The 17,076-nt window shown below is 56.3% G+C and carries 11 protein-coding genes; 8 read left to right on the top strand and 3 right to left on the bottom strand.

Going from position 1 to position 17,076, the window contains the following annotated elements:
• Positions 1–85: 85 nt before the first annotated feature.
• Positions 86–2,623, bottom strand: a complete 2,538-nt coding sequence (locus tag TPCCA_RS02365) for a methyl-accepting chemotaxis protein (RefSeq protein WP_013945132.1) — start codon at positions 2,621–2,623, stop codon at positions 86–88.
• A 27-nt stretch (positions 2,624–2,650) separates the two neighbouring features.
• Here TPCCA_RS02365 and TPCCA_RS02360 point away from each other — a divergent pair, with 27 nt between their 5' ends.
• The 5 genes from TPCCA_RS02360 to TPCCA_RS02340 all read left to right on the top strand — a co-directional run bounded on the left by TPCCA_RS02360 (position 2,651) and on the right by TPCCA_RS02340 (position 11,040).
• Complete coding sequence (locus tag TPCCA_RS02360) at positions 2,651–4,495, top strand: PQQ-binding-like beta-propeller repeat protein (protein WP_245522205.1); 1,845 nt, start codon at positions 2,651–2,653, stop codon at positions 4,493–4,495.
• Positions 4,496–4,583: 88 nt separating this feature from the next.
• On the top strand, positions 4,584–6,179 hold the full coding sequence (locus TPCCA_RS02355; RefSeq protein WP_013945130.1) for a P83/100 family protein: 1,596 nt from the start codon (positions 4,584–4,586) through the stop codon (positions 6,177–6,179).
• Entirely contained in the window at positions 6,176–8,020 is a 1,845-nt protein-coding gene (locus TPCCA_RS02350) for an adenylate/guanylate cyclase domain-containing protein (RefSeq protein WP_013945129.1), read from the top strand. Before TPCCA_RS02355 ends, TPCCA_RS02350 begins: the two co-directional genes overlap by 4 nt.
• A complete protein-coding gene (locus TPCCA_RS02345; protein WP_013945128.1) occupies positions 7,914–9,929 on the top strand; it encodes a FecR family protein in 2,016 nt (671 codons plus the stop codon). The genes TPCCA_RS02350 and TPCCA_RS02345 overlap by 107 nt, the downstream gene beginning before the upstream one ends.
• Complete coding sequence (locus TPCCA_RS02340; protein WP_193386058.1) at positions 9,916–11,040, top strand: fibronectin type III domain-containing protein; 1,125 nt, start codon at positions 9,916–9,918, stop codon at positions 11,038–11,040. The genes TPCCA_RS02345 and TPCCA_RS02340 overlap by 14 nt, the downstream gene beginning before the upstream one ends.
• Positions 11,041–11,106: 66 nt before the next feature.
• Here TPCCA_RS02340 and TPCCA_RS02335 read toward each other — a convergent pair whose 3' ends face one another.
• Both TPCCA_RS02335 and TPCCA_RS02330 read right to left on the bottom strand, forming a co-directional pair.
• Positions 11,107–13,017: a TIGR03545 family protein gene (locus tag TPCCA_RS02335; RefSeq protein WP_338064256.1), complete on the bottom strand. Its 1,911-nt coding sequence runs from the start codon at positions 13,015–13,017 to the stop codon at positions 11,107–11,109.
• 370 nt (positions 13,018–13,387) lie between these two features.
• Positions 13,388–13,876, bottom strand: coding sequence for a DUF2062 domain-containing protein (locus TPCCA_RS02330; protein ID WP_010881929.1), 489 nt, complete (start codon positions 13,874–13,876; stop codon positions 13,388–13,390).
• Positions 13,877–14,057: 181 nt separating this feature from the next.
• Between TPCCA_RS02330 and TPCCA_RS02325 the strand changes: the two genes are divergently transcribed.
• From TPCCA_RS02325 to pgl, 3 genes are all read left to right on the top strand, one after another.
• Positions 14,058–14,663, top strand: coding sequence for a DUF2715 domain-containing protein (locus TPCCA_RS02325; protein WP_013945125.1), 606 nt, complete (start codon positions 14,058–14,060; stop codon positions 14,661–14,663).
• A 71-nt stretch (positions 14,664–14,734) separates the two neighbouring features.
• Positions 14,735–16,282 carry a glucose-6-phosphate dehydrogenase gene (zwf, locus tag TPCCA_RS02320; RefSeq protein ID WP_013945124.1) on the top strand — a complete coding sequence of 516 codons (1,548 nt, stop codon included), beginning with the start codon at positions 14,735–14,737 and terminating at the stop codon, positions 16,280–16,282.
• Between the two features lie 60 nt (positions 16,283–16,342).
• On the top strand, positions 16,343–17,047 hold the full coding sequence (gene pgl / locus TPCCA_RS02315) for a 6-phosphogluconolactonase (RefSeq protein WP_013945123.1): 705 nt from the start codon (positions 16,343–16,345) through the stop codon (positions 17,045–17,047).
• Positions 17,048–17,076 lie beyond the last annotated feature (29 nt).

Raw genomic sequence — 17,076 nt, 5'->3', positions numbered from 1 at the left:
GCGAACCCACGGCTTTGTCAAGCCGTTCTCACTGCACTAAGAAAAACTACACGCGCAGAACAGCAGAGCACGTACAATGCGGACTCTATACCTTGAATTTCTCCACCTCATCTGCAAGACTGCTGATGCTCTGCTTGCTACGCTGTGTTATCTCATTAACCTCGTGTACTGCGTTATTGATCTCGATGGCACCAGCTGCCATCTCATTCATACTTCCGGCAATTTCACTAGTTAAGTCGTCCAAGCGTTGCATCTCGCGTGCAATAACCTCGCCCCCTTTGAGCATATCCGCAGACCCCTCCTTCACGTCTACGGTGGCGGCATTGATGCTCTTAATCGCAGCTAGGACCTCACGGCTTCCATCCGACTGCTCTTTCATCGCCTCTGTCAGCGACCGGCTCATTGTACGCACCTGATCGGACAAACGGAAGATGGTATCAAACTGCTCCTCAACCGCTCTTGAAGACGTGGAAAGCGTATCTATTTCCACACTGAGCGTCTTGAGCGTCTCAGTGATGGTCTTTCCTTGGGTGCTAGACTCTTCCGCAAGCTTACGGATCTCATCCGCAACCACCGCAAAACCCTTTCCTGCCTCGCCCGCATGCGCCGCCTCGATAGCGGCGTTCATTGCAAGCAGGTTCGTCTGACTTGCAATGTGCTGAATAACACTGCTCGCCTCAAGCAAGCTTCCCGATTCCTCACTGATCTTTTGCGTAATACCGATAGAGCTAACCAGCGTGTCACGCCCGTCAGCGGTGGCAATAGCAAGACTGTGCACCGCCTCATCACTCCGTTCAAGTGTCTGCGTAATAGACACAATGTTGGCAACCATTTGCTCAACTGAGGAGGAAGACTGTGCGACGTTCACCGCCTGCGTCTCAATGCTACTGTTCAGCCCCTTAATTGTCTTGATGATACGTTCCACCGTGTCCGTGGCCTCAGACACCCCACTCACCTGCAAGTCAACTTGGTGCTTGACACCATCGATATTGGCGGTAATCTCGTTTACCGCACTGGCTGTTTCAGTCATGTTGCTGGCAAGCTCGTCCCCGATGCGCCGCATGTCGTCAGAGCTCGACCCCACCGTGGCGATAGCGAAGCGAATTTTCTCCATCGTCTGGTTAAAGTACTGGCAAAGCAGCGATACCTCGTCCCCTCCAACCACTGGCAAACGCACGGTCAGGTCACCTTCACCGTACGCGGTGTCTTCTAACACCCTGACGGTAGAGCGTAGCGGGCGCACAATCTTGCGCGCAACGGCATACACCACAATGAGGGAGAAGAGTACCACAATGATACCCACCGCAAGCAGGTAGTTCTGCAGGGTGTACACAGGCCCCATAAACTCGGAGACAGTCGCAAACACCACGACGGTCCATCCTGTGCTCTTCATCTTGGCATACGAACCGATTTTCTCTGAGCCTTCATGCGAGAACGCGTGAGAGCCAACAGAGTCTGACTTGATAATCTTCTCAACGAACTCTGAGACGGACGCGTACGTGGCCGGGTCTTCCTTTGCCAGGCGGATATAATTTGTCTGCTGCTCCACTACCTCGTGACGTGGGTGCGCGACAATGGTACCAACCTCGTCAAAAATGGCGCTTTTCCCCGTCCCCCCTACAGAAAAATCCCCCGTGATATCACACAGCCACGTCCAAATCACATCCGCTGCGAGCACGGCAATAATCTGCCGATCCTCGCCATATACCGGGACGGAAAAGGTAATGACCATGTCATTCGACGAACGCGAGCGATAGGGCGCAGAGACGTAACGACGGCCTTTAACCGCCTGCTGAAAGTACTTTCGATCTTGTACGTAATGCGTGCTCCCGTCCTCCGCGTACAACACGCCCGCGCGATCTACCACCGCAAGACGCGTGATATCCCGGTTAAAAAACGCTTCCCTCCCTAGCCTGTCCACCTGAGCACGGCGCCTGTCGGACGAGCCTTGCAAAACTTCAAGACGTGCCAAACCTTCCAAAAACTGGAACAGCGCGCCGATCCGCCCTTCCGCGACGGCGGAGGTATCCCGAGCACGGTCAGCAAGGTGGCTAGAAATCTCCCTAATTATAGAGCTACGCGCAAGAACGACCAATATACCGCCCTGGACCAGACCAGACACGAACGCGAGCAGCCCAAACACCAGCGCGAGCTTGGTGCGCAGGGACAGAAAACCAACCTTCCTTTGGCCTGACGCATGCGGTGTAGAAGACGTTTCCTCAGCTGATGAACCGTATCCCATAAGCCACTCCCTCAGTACAATGATGTGAGAATGAAACGTCACAAGACCCTTCACCCAGCGCGGGCCGATTCTACCACAGGCGTTCTTTCGTTTGCAAGGTTTTACGGGAAAAAGCTCCGCCCCACAGGGCGCGTGGGCTCCGCGCAGGCACATACGCAGCGCATCCGGCGCCGCACGCTTGAGGCATCTCCCATTCGACCCTACACAAAGCTCGCTACGGAGGCAACCACAGTGGGTAAAGGGATACACACCCTCCCTCAAAGAAACCAGAACCAGTACCGTGCAGAAAGGGTGCGCATACCCGTACGGTACCGCGCCCTCACAGTGTTCCTGGCGTTCTGCCTTGCAGATCCTTGCGCCGCACGCAGTGGCGCCGCACACGCCGGAAACAAGGATCCCTCCTGGAGTGTGGTCCTTGCAGGGCAGAACGTAACACAGCCGGTGCGCTACGATTCGCTCATCTACACATTTAGCGCAGACCGCGCCCTCAACTGCGTAAACTCCAAAGGATCCTTCGTGTGGCGCAGAAACTGCCCCGTAGTCGGCACTCCCTTTCTCAGCGTTTCTGACGATGGACTCGTGTACGTAAGCGAGGTTAGCGGACGCGTATGGGTTTTCTCCAGCCAGGGCATACCCGTCCGAGAATTTGCTGTCCTGCCTGCTGCCACGCGCGGTGCAAAGCGTGCGGTGAACGCGGCGAACGGGGGGCTGTGCACCGCGCCTGTAATTTTAAGAGACGGACGGCTGCTGTACACCACCGCACACGCCCTGCTGTGCTTCAGCAGTACCGGCCAGCGCCTGTGGAGTCAGAAGCTTGGCGCAAAGCCCCTCCTTCCTCCGACAGATGCAAAAACGCGCGAATTTTTCATCACGGGCCCGCAGGGAACCGTGGAGTACTGGTCCATATTTGGAGAAAAAAAAGGCGCCCTGCGCGCATCAGGGTCCGTACGTGCGCTGACGAGCACCCCACGCGGGTACGTCGTTGCCACAGATCAGGGCCTGTGGCGCGTGCGCACTGACACGCTAAGCAGTACGACTGATAAGACTCAGGCGGGAAAGACCGCGAAGCAGCACCAGGCGCCGGTGCCGGTGCGTATCAGCACACAGCGCTCTTGTGTCGCTCTTTTTGCTACTGAAAACATGCTCATCGCCCTTTTTGCAGACGGTGCGGTGCGTGCCTACGACGCAGATGGGGAAAATGAGCTTTTCTCGCTCACACTTCCGTGTACCTTTTCCTCGGCTGCCCAGTGCCGCGTACAGGGGGACGAAATAGTGCTCAGCGATACAGCGCGGGCGATTACCCTCAGCGCAGGAGGCGCGCTGAAGTGGAACATTTCGCTGTACGAAACACCGTTTACTCCGCTTATCACCACGGACGGGCTCGTAGTATCTGCAGGCGGTTGGGTACTCAACGCATACCGTGCAGAAACAAGACTCATTGACCACACGCCCATATACAACCGCGATAGCTATTTTCACGTGCTCGGTTCTTCACGCCGTGCACACGTGCAAGAGGCTCCCCCTTCTCGCCCTGCTGCCCCTGCTAAGCGGTCGCCTTATGACTCAATCTTCTCCTCCGACCCGTTCTTCTCCTCTGCAAAGGAGTCTTTCCGCTCCTTCTCCCCCGAGTCAGCCTTCTCCTCCGACCCGTTCTTCTCTTCCCCCACTCCTGCAAAAAACAGCGGAAAGACAGACAACGCGCAAAAGACGCACACAACGTCGCCGCCCGGACCGTACGCCACCCCTGAGCTTCTCTTTCAGGCAGTGCAAACATCCCTGAAGGAAGGAAATGTAGGACCTCGAGAACCGGCCTATGCCCGCTCGTTGCACGCGCTTCTTACTTCACCGCATCACGCCCGCGCACGGGCGCCTGCAGTGACCTCTGCCAGGAGAGCGCAGGCAGCAACGCTGTTAGGAGCCTTAGGCGCACACGAATACCGAGACGCGCTCCTTGAGCTTCTCAAAGAGCAGGACTACACCGTGCTCGAAGGTATCCTCAAAGGGCTCACCCGCTGCACGTTCGGCCCCGATGATCGGGCACTACTTGCGCTGTACCGAGTCACGCGTGCTAAGGACGCACGCGCCGAGTCGCTGATGCGTGCAGCGTGCGATGCACTCGCTGCATGCGCGCGCAGTGCACCGCGCACCCTTTCTGAAAAGGCAGTCTCAGAACTCTCCCGCATCTCCACGGGGGCCTTCCCGTACGCCATACGGGCCTATGCAAGAACTCTCGTTCAGAGTATGCTACGCTGATGGGGCTTTGATGACGCAGGAAGGTTGGGATCTCAGGTGTCTAGGCGTGCGGTATTCAAAAACAAAGGTGTAGAAGGGGGAGAGGGTCATGAAGAACGTGCTGCCCATGTGTGCCGTGTTGGGCGCAGGCTGTCTTTTTGCACTCGAGGTGGATCGCCGTGAGCTTGAGCGTGCAAACGCCACGGTAGAGTTTGAAAATTTTGCAGGAACCCACACGGACGTAGATAGCGCCGCCGCTATCAGGCGCATCGGGGAGGGCTTGGCCTCTGCACTGCGCGGCGGTGTTGCGGGGGATCGTGCGCGTTACGCGCTTATTCACGCAGTAGATCCCCACACGACCAATGGCTTTGATGCAGACATCCTCATCATTGGCGCACAGGCACGGGTGGACCATATCGACAATATACGCGCGATCGTCGCCGCCTATCTTTCTGCCGCCTATGGCTATCGCCTGCAGGACGCACGCACGATAGCAACCTTTGCAACGGTGTACAACGCGGTGTATCGTGCAGACCTTCCCACATTCAAGGCGCGCTACAAGGGGGTGGTAACGGCGCATCTCTCCCCCGAGCACGTCGGTATTGCGCGCCGTTTCGATCAGTGGCCGGGAAAAACGCAGCTCGTCATTCCCCTTTCCGGGCACTCTGACGCACTCAGCGCAGTGGACACCGGCGCCATTTCTGACAAGCGGGTGGTAGAGCGGCTGCGTGAAGATCCGGACAAGAACATTGATTTGCGCAAGGACATGATTGACCTCAAAGAGCGGGAGGCGCAGGAAGGAACGCGCCGGGCCCAACAACTAGCACAGCAGTCACAGCAGGCGCAGGAGCGCGCGGCGGAGCTGTCCACTCAGGCTCAGCGCGCCCAGGCACACGCGGACAAGACACGCCGAGAAGCTCAGCAAGCTCAGCAGGCGGCGCAGAACTCACCGGACCCGGCGCGTACGCAGGAAGCAGAAGAGAAGGAGCGCGTCGCCGAGCGTGCGCAGCAGGAAGCTCAGCAGGCGGCTCACACTGCGCAGAAGGCGGCCGAACAGGCCGAGAGCCTCGCGCGTGAAGCGCGCAGTCAGGAGCAGCGAGCACAGCAGAAAAGTGCAGAAGCACAACGGGAGCGGTTGGAGGTTGCCGGTGACATGCAGCGCATGATGAATGCAGGGCGCGCGAAAGCGACGCACGGCGCACAGGAAGCGCGTGAGAGTGTCGCGCCCTGCTACGGCCTCAAGGTGGTGGATGCCCAGCACTTGTTATCGGAAATCGTGCTCGTTGATCCAAAGACTGAGGCGCCTTTGCGTTCTTCTTCCCTACGGACCGTCCGCAACCGGCTCCTGTACAGCGAGCCTCACGCGCTCGTCGCCATTGCTGACACGACAGGGAACGGCACCGTCCGCCTCGTGCACATAGACCCAAAGACGCTGGAGGTAACCAAAGAGAGTACCCAGCGTATAGCTGCGCAAAGTTTTCTCTTGAGGGAAGAGGAGCACTACTATGCGGTGATCGACGAAAATGGCAGCCACTTCCTGGGACGCTTTACCAAAAATCTTGAGCTGACTGCTCGTTCTGCAGCGCAGGTGACGCCTTATACCGCCGTCACCGTCACTCCGCGCGGAATTATGGTGCAAACAAAAGAGAAAGGTATGGCCCTATTGCACACACGGACGCTCGCCGACGCGGTACCCAGAACATGAGCAGAAAGAACGCGAATCAGAAAATTGTGTGGCCGCTTACGACGAAACTCATCGGTATTATCAGCACGGTGGTGGTGCTTGCCACCATTGCGGTTACGGCCATGGCTTCCTGGTTCTTCGCTTCGAGTCTGCACAGTAATGCTGAGCTTAATAATCTTGCCGCTGCGGAGAACTTTGCTGCGCAAATCAAAGGGGAATTCGAAGCCATTGCCACAAGCGCCAAGTCCTTCGTTTCCCTTGGCCTCAGAAGTGGCACGCGCATGCACTCGCGGTCCGCACTTTCTAAAGATTTTTTTTCCTTTTACCCGCGCATCGGCTACATCGGAGTCGGCGGTGTAGCCGAGCTGTGGAACGGCGACTTCTTCAAGCAAAATCAGCTGCGGGTGGCAGACGCTCGTCGCTTCCTAGCTGACAACGCACAGGTTATTTCCACACTTCAAACTGCCCCAGCCACGCTCAACGCCGCCCCCTGGTTTAAAGCGCAGATCATTGCTATCGTCGCGCCCTTTGAAGTTGACGGCGCTACGCGTAACGTTGTGGTTATCTTCTCAGCGGATGTCATTCAGCACCTGCTAGAATCTGGAGCCTCCTCCGGAACCATGTATGCCGTCACCTGGGCGGGGAACTCCCTGTACCACCCGGAATACTCTCTCAATTACAGCAACGTTAACTTGCAGGACTCGCCCGTTGTGCGCGATTTGCGCGAATCTACACAGCTGACCAAACAAATCAGCTTCATCGGCACGGACAACAAGCGCTACTTCGGCGCGTTTGCCAAGCAAACCTTTGGAAAGTTCGCCATAGTCCTAGAAACGCCTATGAGTGTGGTGTACCAGGCAGTATATTACGCGATTATCCTCGACGGTATCCTCACCGGCATGGTGCTCCTCGCCTCTATCTTGCTTGTCTGGTTCATTGCGCAGTCTATCACCCGTCCTATCCTTACCCTCGTCGGCGCAACGCACGCTATCAGCTCAGGACAGTTCCTCCTGGATATCAAGCCTTCAAGCAAAGACGAAATTGGCCTCCTCACCGAAACATTCGTGAGTATGGGGCGTGGTCTGGCAGAACGGGAACGCATGAAAGAAGCGTTTGGCAAATTTGTAAATAGAGACATCGCAGAGAAGGCCATGAAGGGAGAGCTCGCACTGGGAGGGGAACGGAAAACCGCTACCATTTTTTTCTCAGACGTGCGCTCCTTTACTGAGATGTCAGAGAAGCTTCCCCCTGAGGACGTAGTAGAGTTTCTCAACGAGTACATGAGCTGTATGGTAGACTGCATCGAGCAGACAGGCGGCGTGGTGGACAAGTTTATTGGAGATGCGATTATGGCGATATGGGGAGCGCCAGTTTCCCTCGGCTCTGCACGCTTAGACGCATTGCAGAGCATGAAAGCGGTCTTCCTCATGCGCGAAAGCCTTATTCAACTGAACGAAAAGCGCGTCGCATGCTCAAAGCCTCGCATTGGCATCGGATGCGGCGTAAACACAGGCTCCTGCGTTGCAGGTCAAATCGGCTCCTCCAAACGTATGGAATACACCGTCATCGGAGACGCGGTGAACACCGCAAGCAGGATCGAAGCACTGAATAAGCCGTTCGGCACTGACTTTCTTATCTCCGAAAACACATATGAGCTCGTTAAAGATATGCTTATAGTGGAGAAAATGCCCCCCATAAAGGTGAAAGGAAAACGAGAACCGCTGAATGTGTACGCTGCTATCAATCTAAAGGGGCATGACGGACCGCAGACGCTCGATGAGCTGCGTGCACTTCTTTCCATTGAAAAGCCGGGGCTTTCTGCCGACCCTGACTTTGAAGAAAAGAAGTATGAAGTTATCTAAGCAGGATACCACGGTTACGGTCGTTATTCTCCTCCTTATCCTGCCTCTCGGCTGGGGCTACTCCCGCGCGCTCCGTCTGTCCCAGGGGAAGGGAAATCCAATCGGACGGGTTTTTTTTTATAAAAAAACCGCAACCCGCAAAAAAAACAACCAAGCCCTATGGCTCAAACTCAAAGATGGGGCGCCCGTCTACCATCGGGACGTGCTGCGCACCACCACCGGTTCTGAAGCTGTCATTGTGTTCACTGATAACAGCAGGCTCGACATTGCAGAAAATACCATGGTGCGCATCAGTCACACGGGAATGAAAAAGAAGGATGTACGTTTGGTCACAGGAGCGATGCGCTACGCACGCGCCGCTGGGAATCCAACAGCGCATACCGTACATGTAGGAAAGACAACCATCTCGCTTTCTGGGGACGGTCAGGTGAATGTGCGCGGAGGCGAACGCGATTCAACTGTCGAGATAGCACGCGGTGAGGCACTCCTTCACGATGCGCAGGGACAGACACTCCCCCTTCAGACGTTCACCCAACTTGCTGCTTCCCGAGAGGATGGCACTGTGCGCATTCTGCACCCCACCTTTGTCCCTCTCCTACCCGACCAGGATGCACTTCTCCTAACCGCCGAGCACACCAGATCTGTGGGCTTTGTCTGGCTCGGCGATGCCACGACGGTACAGCCGAGCGTCCGTCTCCAAATTAGCCGATACGCGGACTTCTCGGTTATTGAAACGGAAAGAAAACTTACCCTTCCGCATGAGGCAAACGCCTCGAGGACAACATTCAAAACCAGCGAACGACTCGGGGAAGGACGCTGGTTTTGGCGCCTGGTCCCGCAGAACGGCATGGCGTCAGCGCCCCGTTCCTTTTCTGTGCGTCGCGCGCGTAAGGTGATGCTGCACACGCCGCGTGCTCAGGCAGTACTCTCCTATCGGGATGCGATCCCTCCTACCCTTTTTTCCTGGACGTCTGTAGAAGACGTGGAACAGTACCGGCTGCTGCTTTCTTCTCGGGCCGACTTTAGCACGGATGTGAAGACATTCTCTTTGCGTACGCCGGAGATCTCGGTACCCGGGCTCGGTGAGGGAACGTATTTCTGGAAGGTGGTACCTCGCTTTGATGAGGGAATAGAAGACCCAGCCTTTGCTTCTGAGGTAGGAACCTTCTCCATCAAACAGGGAAAGGAGCTGCATGCGCCCGTTGCGCTCTTTCCCGCCGAGGACGAGGTGCTCGAACACGCGGATCGGGAGAATCGCATGGTAATCTTTACCTGCGAGCCAATACCAGAAGCACGGCGCTATGTCTGGACGGTTAAAAACATGGATGCAAACGCGTCCCCGCTTGTGACTACCACGTCGGTACCCTTTCTTACCGTTCCCATGCGGAGCCTGCGTGCACGATTGCAGGAAGGAACATATCAGTGGCAGGTAGCGTGGGAAACGCGTCGGAGCGATCGCTCCCCCTACTCTGCACTGCGCGCGTTCACGGTCATTGAAGGAATGCACGCGTGGGAAGAGGAGCCAGAGACGCGTGACTTGATTGCGCTCCGCGCTCCTTCCTTTGTGCTGCGCGACATGCCAGCACTCATTACTGAAAAATACCTTTTGCAGCATCGCGCGTTGCGTTGTAAGTGGACGGCGGTGCATAACGCACAGCGGTATACGGTGACGTTAAAAAACAAGAAGACAGATGCGGTACTGCAAACGGCAACTACCACAGGGGTGGAGTTCTCATTTACCAACTTAGCGCACCTTGAGGAAGGGTCATTTCATTGGGTCATACAGGCACACACAGAGCAGGAAGGCTATGAGCCTGCAAGTGCACAGACGGTGCGCGCGTTCACCATACGGGTGTCTGAACTTGAAAGGCCGCGCGCAAAAGAAATTGTCCGTTATGAGTATCATTAGCCGCGTGTGTATACCGTGTGCGGTGCTGCTATTTGCGCAACTGCACGCGAAGGAACTCGTCCACGTATCTCAGTTAAAAGAACAGGAAGCGCGTATCAGCTGGCAGGAAGTGCCGGGGGCGGTGAGCTACCGAGTGCTTATTCGCAATGCCCACGGCAGAATAGTGACGAACGCGGTTGCCACAACGCGCAGTTATAGTTTTTCCCAACTCAGACCGGGGTCGTACCAATACCAGATTATTGCTTACGACGTGTTGCATCGCGCGTCTGCAAGCGCGTGGACCAGCTTATCCATTGAGAAAGTACACAAACCAAAAACAGGGGGGATTACGCCAAGCACCATAGAGCACGTAGTTGGCGGAGAGGCATACACCGTGGTGCTCGACCGCTCGTGGACGTATGAAAAGGGCTGGACCATTGCGCTGTTCCCCGATGATAAGGCGGATGAGGCTGGAGCGTATGTAAAACCCCTTTCGGTTTCAAAAAACAAAGAGGGAAATTGGATGGTTGCCATTCCCAACGCGGCGCTCAAAACCGGGTCATACACGCTGCGCGCAATAACGCCGCGGAATATTTACGCAGAGGTGCGGGGGATACTGCGTGTAATGCTCTGGCGCAGGCCCATCTTCTTCTATTATGACCTGAGTGTGGGGTACGCGCCGGTGTATCGGCCACAAGACCACGCCGCGACAATCAACGGTGTTTCTGACTTTTTCAAAATCTGTTCTCCCATCGGGTTTGTCGGCACGTTTGAGATGTGCTTTTTCAAGCGCAACAGCAGCACCATCAGCGCTGGTTTTAACGCGCAAATGCACTCCGATTCAAAACAAGTGGACGTGAAGCTCGATGGAAACTTTGCGTATCTATACGAACTTTACCCGCGCATCGAGGTAGGCGGCATGCTTGGGTTGGGGTACTCGCTGCCATTCGGACAGCGCAGTAGCGACGACAGCATGTACACCTACGTGACAGGAACGATGAAGTATTTTTTTACTAACAGCATTTACCTGCGCGTTCAACAGCAGCACATGTTGACCGTAAAGCCGAGTTTCCAAGGAGTGAGCCTGCAGCAAACGCCCAGCCTCTCGTTCGGCTATCGCTTTCATAACTGACCAAAGCGCCCGCGCCGGCTCCGCCGAACCCTGAAGCCGCACCGAAAAGGGGCGGCCGCCACTCCCCTAGAAAAAGGAGCGGAATGCATCTCGCGCCTTGTTCTGCAGCTCGTCTGCGGCACGCTTAGTCACCTCCCCCAGTGCCTTGCGCGCTGCAGCTTCCAGAAGGCGCTCCGCCTCAGCCCGTTTCTGCTGTATCACGCGAGAAGACACCCCCAGCTGGGCAATTGCGTCCTCCGCACGGGAAACGAGCTGCGTTACCTGCGCAATTTCCTGTGCGTACACGCGGCGTTGCTGAGCAAGAAATCGCTCCCCTTCTGCAATGACCGCGCGGCGCAATGCGTCCACCTGCTGCGCAAATGCACGGGAAAGAGCGCGCACAAACGCGCCATCTGCGTCACTCTCTACCGAAATACTCAACGCACCCTCTGCAGAGACGCGCACCGTAGCTTCAAACGCAATCTGCTGTATCTGGCGCAACACATCCGCGTACACGTCAAACAGCACGCGCGGCTCAAAAGGCGCAGCGCGCAATACGCTGTCTGAAATACGTGCCCCCATCTTGAGTTCCACCGAGTGATCTTTGCGCACAAACACCTGCGTATGCAGTCCAAGCACGCCAGAAAGCTCAGGGAATCCTTCTGCAGGTGCCGGGACAGCGAGCGGAATACCCCGCGCAGTGCACGAGACGTCTACTAAGTCCGGATGCGCCCGGCGCAGATCCACCACGCCGCGCAGCGAGGCGTCCTGTGCGCCTGCAGCCACGTCCAGGAGGAACGAAATCGGTTCGCCAAACCCGTGCGCGTCGTTTGACGCATTGCGCACACGGGCTGCAACAGAAAATCTTGTCTGCGGATCTGCGGCAGACACCCCAATGTTTCTCAGCAGCACGGAAGGGACGTTGCGCTCAAACAAAAAATTACTCCCTGCAAGGCGCTTGCGCGTCGTAAGGCTCTGAGCCGTCTTTTCTGCCTCCGCAGACGGCGATCCATCAGACGGTGTTCGCTGCGACCCCCGGACATAATCAAGCATCTGCGCCACATAGGGGTAATAATGGCTAAAGCTCCGCGCCAAAAAGACGGTGCAAAGACCAGAGATAAATTTCTTTCCTCCATCTGCCTGGATATCACGGATAGCCGCCGCGGCACGGGCGATGCGCGCACCGTCTGCCTTTACCGCCGCGGTGAACTCGCGCGCAAGACCCAATGTCGAATGCACATCCTGCTGCAATTCGTGGGAGATAGTGCGCGCAGTAGCGAGGGCTTCCTCAGTGGATCGGCGCGCTCTATCGAGCGTCTCGATACCTTGTTTTATTGCCGACACGTCTTTTAAAGCGTGAAAGTCAAGCTCAGTCACCGCACGGATCGCCGCCACCGTTTTTTCCGCACGGGCGTGTGCGTCAAACACACGCTGCGTCCAGCGCTCTGCAAGTTTGGGCGCCTGCGCACCCACGTGCTGTACGAGGGTGGGAGTTTTTAACGCCTTCACCTCGCGTTCAAGGAGAATGCGCGGGTCCACTTGCGCTTTGAGCGCAGAAAACCCTGCGCCAAAAGACACGGGGGCGGCCAGCTCCGCCGCTTTTTCCTGTATTTTTGCAATAAGCGGGTTACTACTGCGCACACGTTGACGTTTTGCGCGGCGCGGGGGCAAAGCACCAGACGTTTTGCGCGGCGTGTTCCACGTCACGCCCTCTACAACCATCGTGTGTGAGACGAACTTACCCCGCGAAAGCTCCAGGAGGTCAAAGTGGATATCGATATTTTCAATTTCAAACAGATTCCACATGGGATGATGCTTGTTTGCCACCGCATAGTTCTTCAGGCGGAAGCGCGCGTTGAATAGATCAAGATCTACCACTGCCGCTTCGCACCGCGCACCAAAGACGGCCTCAGAACCACCGATAACGACACGCCGAGCAATGACATTCCGGATCAAGTACACGAGTCCGAGAAGCGCGAGGACGCTCGCACAAGCCATGGAAAGGGACCAAAAATTAACCCGCCCCCTTTGCTTTGCTATTGACGCTGCAATGGCATTGAGCCGCTTCAGGTCCGCTGAGTGCGCGATAGCCTGCTGATCGAAGCGAACATACGTGCGAGAAAGGAGCGTGCGGCCAAACACACGGACAGGGGTGGATACGGGGTCTGCAAGGTAACGCATGCAGTACGCGCGGTCAGCAGGGATATGGATTCGGCGCAGGAACCGCTTGAGAGAACGGGGAGTGTACCGTTTGCAGAAGAACCGATGCAGCGTGCGCCTCCTTCCTGTATGCCGAATCCGGCGCGAAGGCGTCTTGGGTGTAGAATCATCGCTCATGAAAACCTCTCCCTGACGCTGAGTATCTTCTTTACCTTTTGCACAACGGGGCGTTCCGGACAAGAAAGAAAATCGTCGCATGGTGAATTTTAGGGTACAGGTATGTACGGTACGCCGTCACCGCGCAGCGTGCAAGAGCATAGCACGGCAAATAGCACAGCGCACCTGCCACCAGACCGCCGGCAATCATAGTGTTGTAAAAGCGCGCAAGCCCTACGAAGGGAATCTCAATCAGGGCGCGGTAGACGGGTTGCAGCCGTGGTAAACACAGCGCCCAATTGCCGAGGCTGTCGAGCCAGGGATCGAACGAAGGAACGACAAAACCAAACAGCACGAGCGATAGCAAGAGCAGACCACGGTTCAGCCGTATAAAAAAGCAGACGGCAAACAGTAGGTACCACAGGAGAGAACTCCGAGGAAGCAACGCGAGGGCCAGTGCCAACGCTGCCGCATGCGCGAGGTCTGCCGGGTGCGTGTTTGCATGGAGGGACCGAAAGAGGGAAAAGAGGGCGCGAATCACGAGCTACTCCTTTTTCTAAAGGCTGCGAGGCGATTATTAGGCGTTTAGCGCGCGCCGTCAAGTTTTTCTCACCGTTTGGCATACTCCTCTTCGCAAGGAAGGGGGGAGGGCTTGACACTCTCACACCCCACGCGGGAAGATCGGCCCAGTAGGGCGTGTCCTACAGCTGGGGTTAGATCGTATGGGTATACAGTGGCACACGGCGAGGGGGGGGGTACGGGCGCGGTGCGTGGTGCGCGTAGGTTCTTTGCTCGCTGTGCTCGGGATGGGGGCAGGCGTTTTTGCGGCGGAGGTATTTGTTTCTCCGAAGGTAGGACAGGTAGGGGCGCATCCCTGGGGAAAGGAACCGGCCAGCAGGACCGAGGTTCTTCCATACACCCCGACGCTCGGTTTGGCAGTGGGGGTAATAGCGCACAACGGCTTCGCGTTCACGACAGAATTAGACGCGGGGCTCTCCTCTCTTATGTTCCGTGCGCAGTTCTTGGTGGGCTGGGCAATACGCAGCGGCAAGAATTTTGCATTTATTCCGTCTCTGGGCGTGGATGTCCTTTCTACGCGGGACGACAAACTGGTGGGGATACCGATAAATTTGGATTTCCTCATTTTCTTTACCAAGCACGTTGGGTTGGATTTCACCTTCGGCAGCGGAGTGAACGTGCCGCTCACCAAGAATTTGAAAAAGGGCGCAAATGGGAATGGACAGGACCTGACGTGGTCGAGCATATGGACCGGGTATTGCTGCACCTCGCTGGTCATGGTAAAAATAGGGCCGGTGTTCCGCATTTAGTGCCTTAGGGAGCGGAGGGTCTGCCTGCGGCACATCCGGTGTGGTGCGCACCGTTGAAAGAAGGGGCGGTTATGGGGAAAATCAGTGGCAGCGGCACGGTCGCGCCGCACATCCTGGTTATCTTTGGCGCTTCAGGCGACCTTGCCGCGCGGAAGCTTATCCCCTCGCTTTGGGATCTCTTTGAGCAGGAGCTCCTGCCCCGTACATTCGGTATACTCGGCGCAGGGCGTACGGCTCTGTCTACAGAGTCTTTTCGCGCACGGCTTGCAGAGGCGGTCACAAAGCATGCGGTGCGTACACCGCACGACCCGGCGCGCCTCACCGAATTCCTGCAGAAAATCCACTACTTCTCGTTCGATCCCACTGACTCTGTCGCCTTTGCCAACTTTGCCACGTACGTGCGCACCCTCGACCAGTCGCTGCACACCGAGGGCAACTTTATCTTCTATCTTGCCACTCCCCCTAGCCTGTACGAAACTATCCCCACGCAGCTTGCTATGCACCACCTGAACCGGGAACAGGGTAATTTTCGCAGGGTAGTTATTGAAAAACCCTTTGGCTACAACCTAGAAACCGCGCAGCACCTTAATGCGAGCTTGCGTGCCCACTTTCAGGAAAACCAAACCTATCGCATCGATCACTATCTGGGTAAGGAAACGGTCCAAAACATCCTGGTCACTCGCTTTGCCAATCCCCTTTTTGAGCCCACATGGAACCGGACCCATATCGATTACGTTGAAATTACTGCAAGCGAATCACTGGGTGTCGAAAACCGCGGCGGTTACTACGACCAGTCCGGTGCATTGCGCGATATGATCCAAAACCACTTGTTACTCCTCTTGGGTATTATCGCGATGGAGGCGCCCGCCGTCGTGAGTTCAAGTCGTCTACGGGATGAAATCGTAAAGGTCTTTGACTGCCTGCGCCCTATGGGAGAACGCGACGTCATGCAGCATACGGTGCGTGCCCAATACGTCGCCGGCAAGATACGCGGTGTAGCCGTCCCCGGCTACCTTGAGGAGTCAGGCGTTGACCCTCGCTCGTGCACTGAAACCTTTGCCGCACTCAAGTGCTACATCGACAATTGGCGGTGGATGGACGTTCCCTTCTACCTGCGGACGGGTAAGCGTTTGCCCACGCGCGTTACTGAGGTGATCGTCCATTACCGAACGCTCCCCATCGCGCTTTTCGAGCGCATCGAACGCCCGTGCGCACGCGAGGGCAACGCGCTTGTCATTCGCATTCAACCCGACGAAGGAATTCAGCTTAAAATCGACCTCAAAGAGCCCGGCGCGGGGTTCAAGACTATTCCCGTCAGTGTTGATTTTCAGTATTCGGCTCTTACCTATTCGCACTTACCCAGCGCGTATGAGCGGCTATTGCTTGACTGCATGAATGGAGACAACACGCTCTATCATCGAGATGACGCGGTGGAGTCTGCATGGCGCTTCATAGATCCTATTCTTGCCGCATGGAAATCAAACAAGAGTCCTCTACTTACGTACCCTGCAGGAAGCTGGGGTCCGAAGGCTGCAGACGACCTGATCAAAGGGAGTGCTCTACGGTGGCATCACCCCTCTTCTACGCTGCTCAGCGATGATTTTGCCTGCCGACTCTAGCGGTAATGCCGAGCCTTGAACGACACTAGAACGTAGCGGGAGAGAGGAGGATGTTCGCCCATGAAGAAGCATATTTTTGAGGATGCGCGTGCCATCGCGGCGTTCCTCGTTTCGGTGTTTGATTCTCGACTCAAAACACAAGAGATTCTCTGGTTGGCCCTGTCGGGGGGTTCCACTCCAAGGGAGATTTTCAGAACCTGGGCGCACGAGTTTCGACACCACCTTGATTGGAAGCGCCTCCGCTTCTTCTGGAGCGATGAGCGTTGCGTACCACCCACGGATGCGCAGAGTAACTTCAACATGACCCATAGTGCGCTCCTTGAGCCTCTGGAAATAAATCCTGACGCGGTGTTTCGCGTCAGGGGAGAAGACGCCCCGGAGAGCGCCTGCGCCGCATACTCACAGGAAATTGAAGCACGGCTCCCAAGGCAGCGTGGCGTGCCGTGCTTTGATATTATACTCCTGGGTATGGGGGCGGATGGACACACCGCGTCTATTTTCCCTCATGAAATAGAGCTGTGGGACCACAGCGGCTGTTGCGTCGTGGCAACTCACCCAGACACCGGTCAGAAACGTGTGAGTTTCACTGGGCAGCTTATCAATAATGCACACGAAATTTACGTCGTAGTTACCGGGCGTGAAAAGCAGGACATGCTCGCGTCAGTCGCGTCAGATCCCCACGCGTCCGTGCCCGTTGCACGCGTGGACACTGCCAAAGCGCAGTGGTTGCTGGATACCGCTGCTGCGGGGGCTATATCCGCGTAAGCAGTGTAAGCCAACGGTGTAGGAAAGTG

Origin of the sequence: Treponema paraluiscuniculi Cuniculi A, assembly GCF_000217655.1 — a bacterium.
In the GTDB taxonomy this organism is placed as follows: domain Bacteria; phylum Spirochaetota; class Spirochaetia; order Treponematales; family Treponemataceae; genus Treponema; species Treponema pallidum.
The sequence above is the reverse complement of the archived record's forward strand: the minus strand, read 5'-3'. Positions and strand labels throughout refer to the sequence as shown.

Excerpts from the sequence above, each read along its gene's own strand:
- TPCCA_RS02355 (WP_013945130.1), top strand. The coding sequence starts at position 4,584 with ATGAAGAACGTGCTGCCCATGTGTGCCGTGTTGGGCGCAGGCTGTCTT.
- TPCCA_RS02350 (WP_013945129.1), top strand. The coding sequence starts at position 6,176 with ATGAGCAGAAAGAACGCGAATCAGAAAATTGTGTGGCCGCTTACGACG.
- TPCCA_RS02345 (WP_013945128.1), top strand. The coding sequence starts at position 7,914 with ATGACGGACCGCAGACGCTCGATGAGCTGCGTGCACTTCTTTCCATTG.
- TPCCA_RS02340 (WP_193386058.1), top strand. The coding sequence starts at position 9,916 with ATGAGTATCATTAGCCGCGTGTGTATACCGTGTGCGGTGCTGCTATTT.
- TPCCA_RS02335 (WP_338064256.1), bottom strand. The coding sequence starts at position 13,017 with ATGGCTTGTGCGAGCGTCCTCGCGCTTCTCGGACTCGTGTACTTGATC.
- TPCCA_RS02325 (WP_013945125.1), top strand. The coding sequence starts at position 14,058 with ATGGGTATACAGTGGCACACGGCGAGGGGGGGGGTACGGGCGCGGTGC.
- zwf (WP_013945124.1), top strand. The coding sequence starts at position 14,735 with ATGGGGAAAATCAGTGGCAGCGGCACGGTCGCGCCGCACATCCTGGTT.
- pgl (WP_013945123.1), top strand. The coding sequence starts at position 16,343 with ATGAAGAAGCATATTTTTGAGGATGCGCGTGCCATCGCGGCGTTCCTC.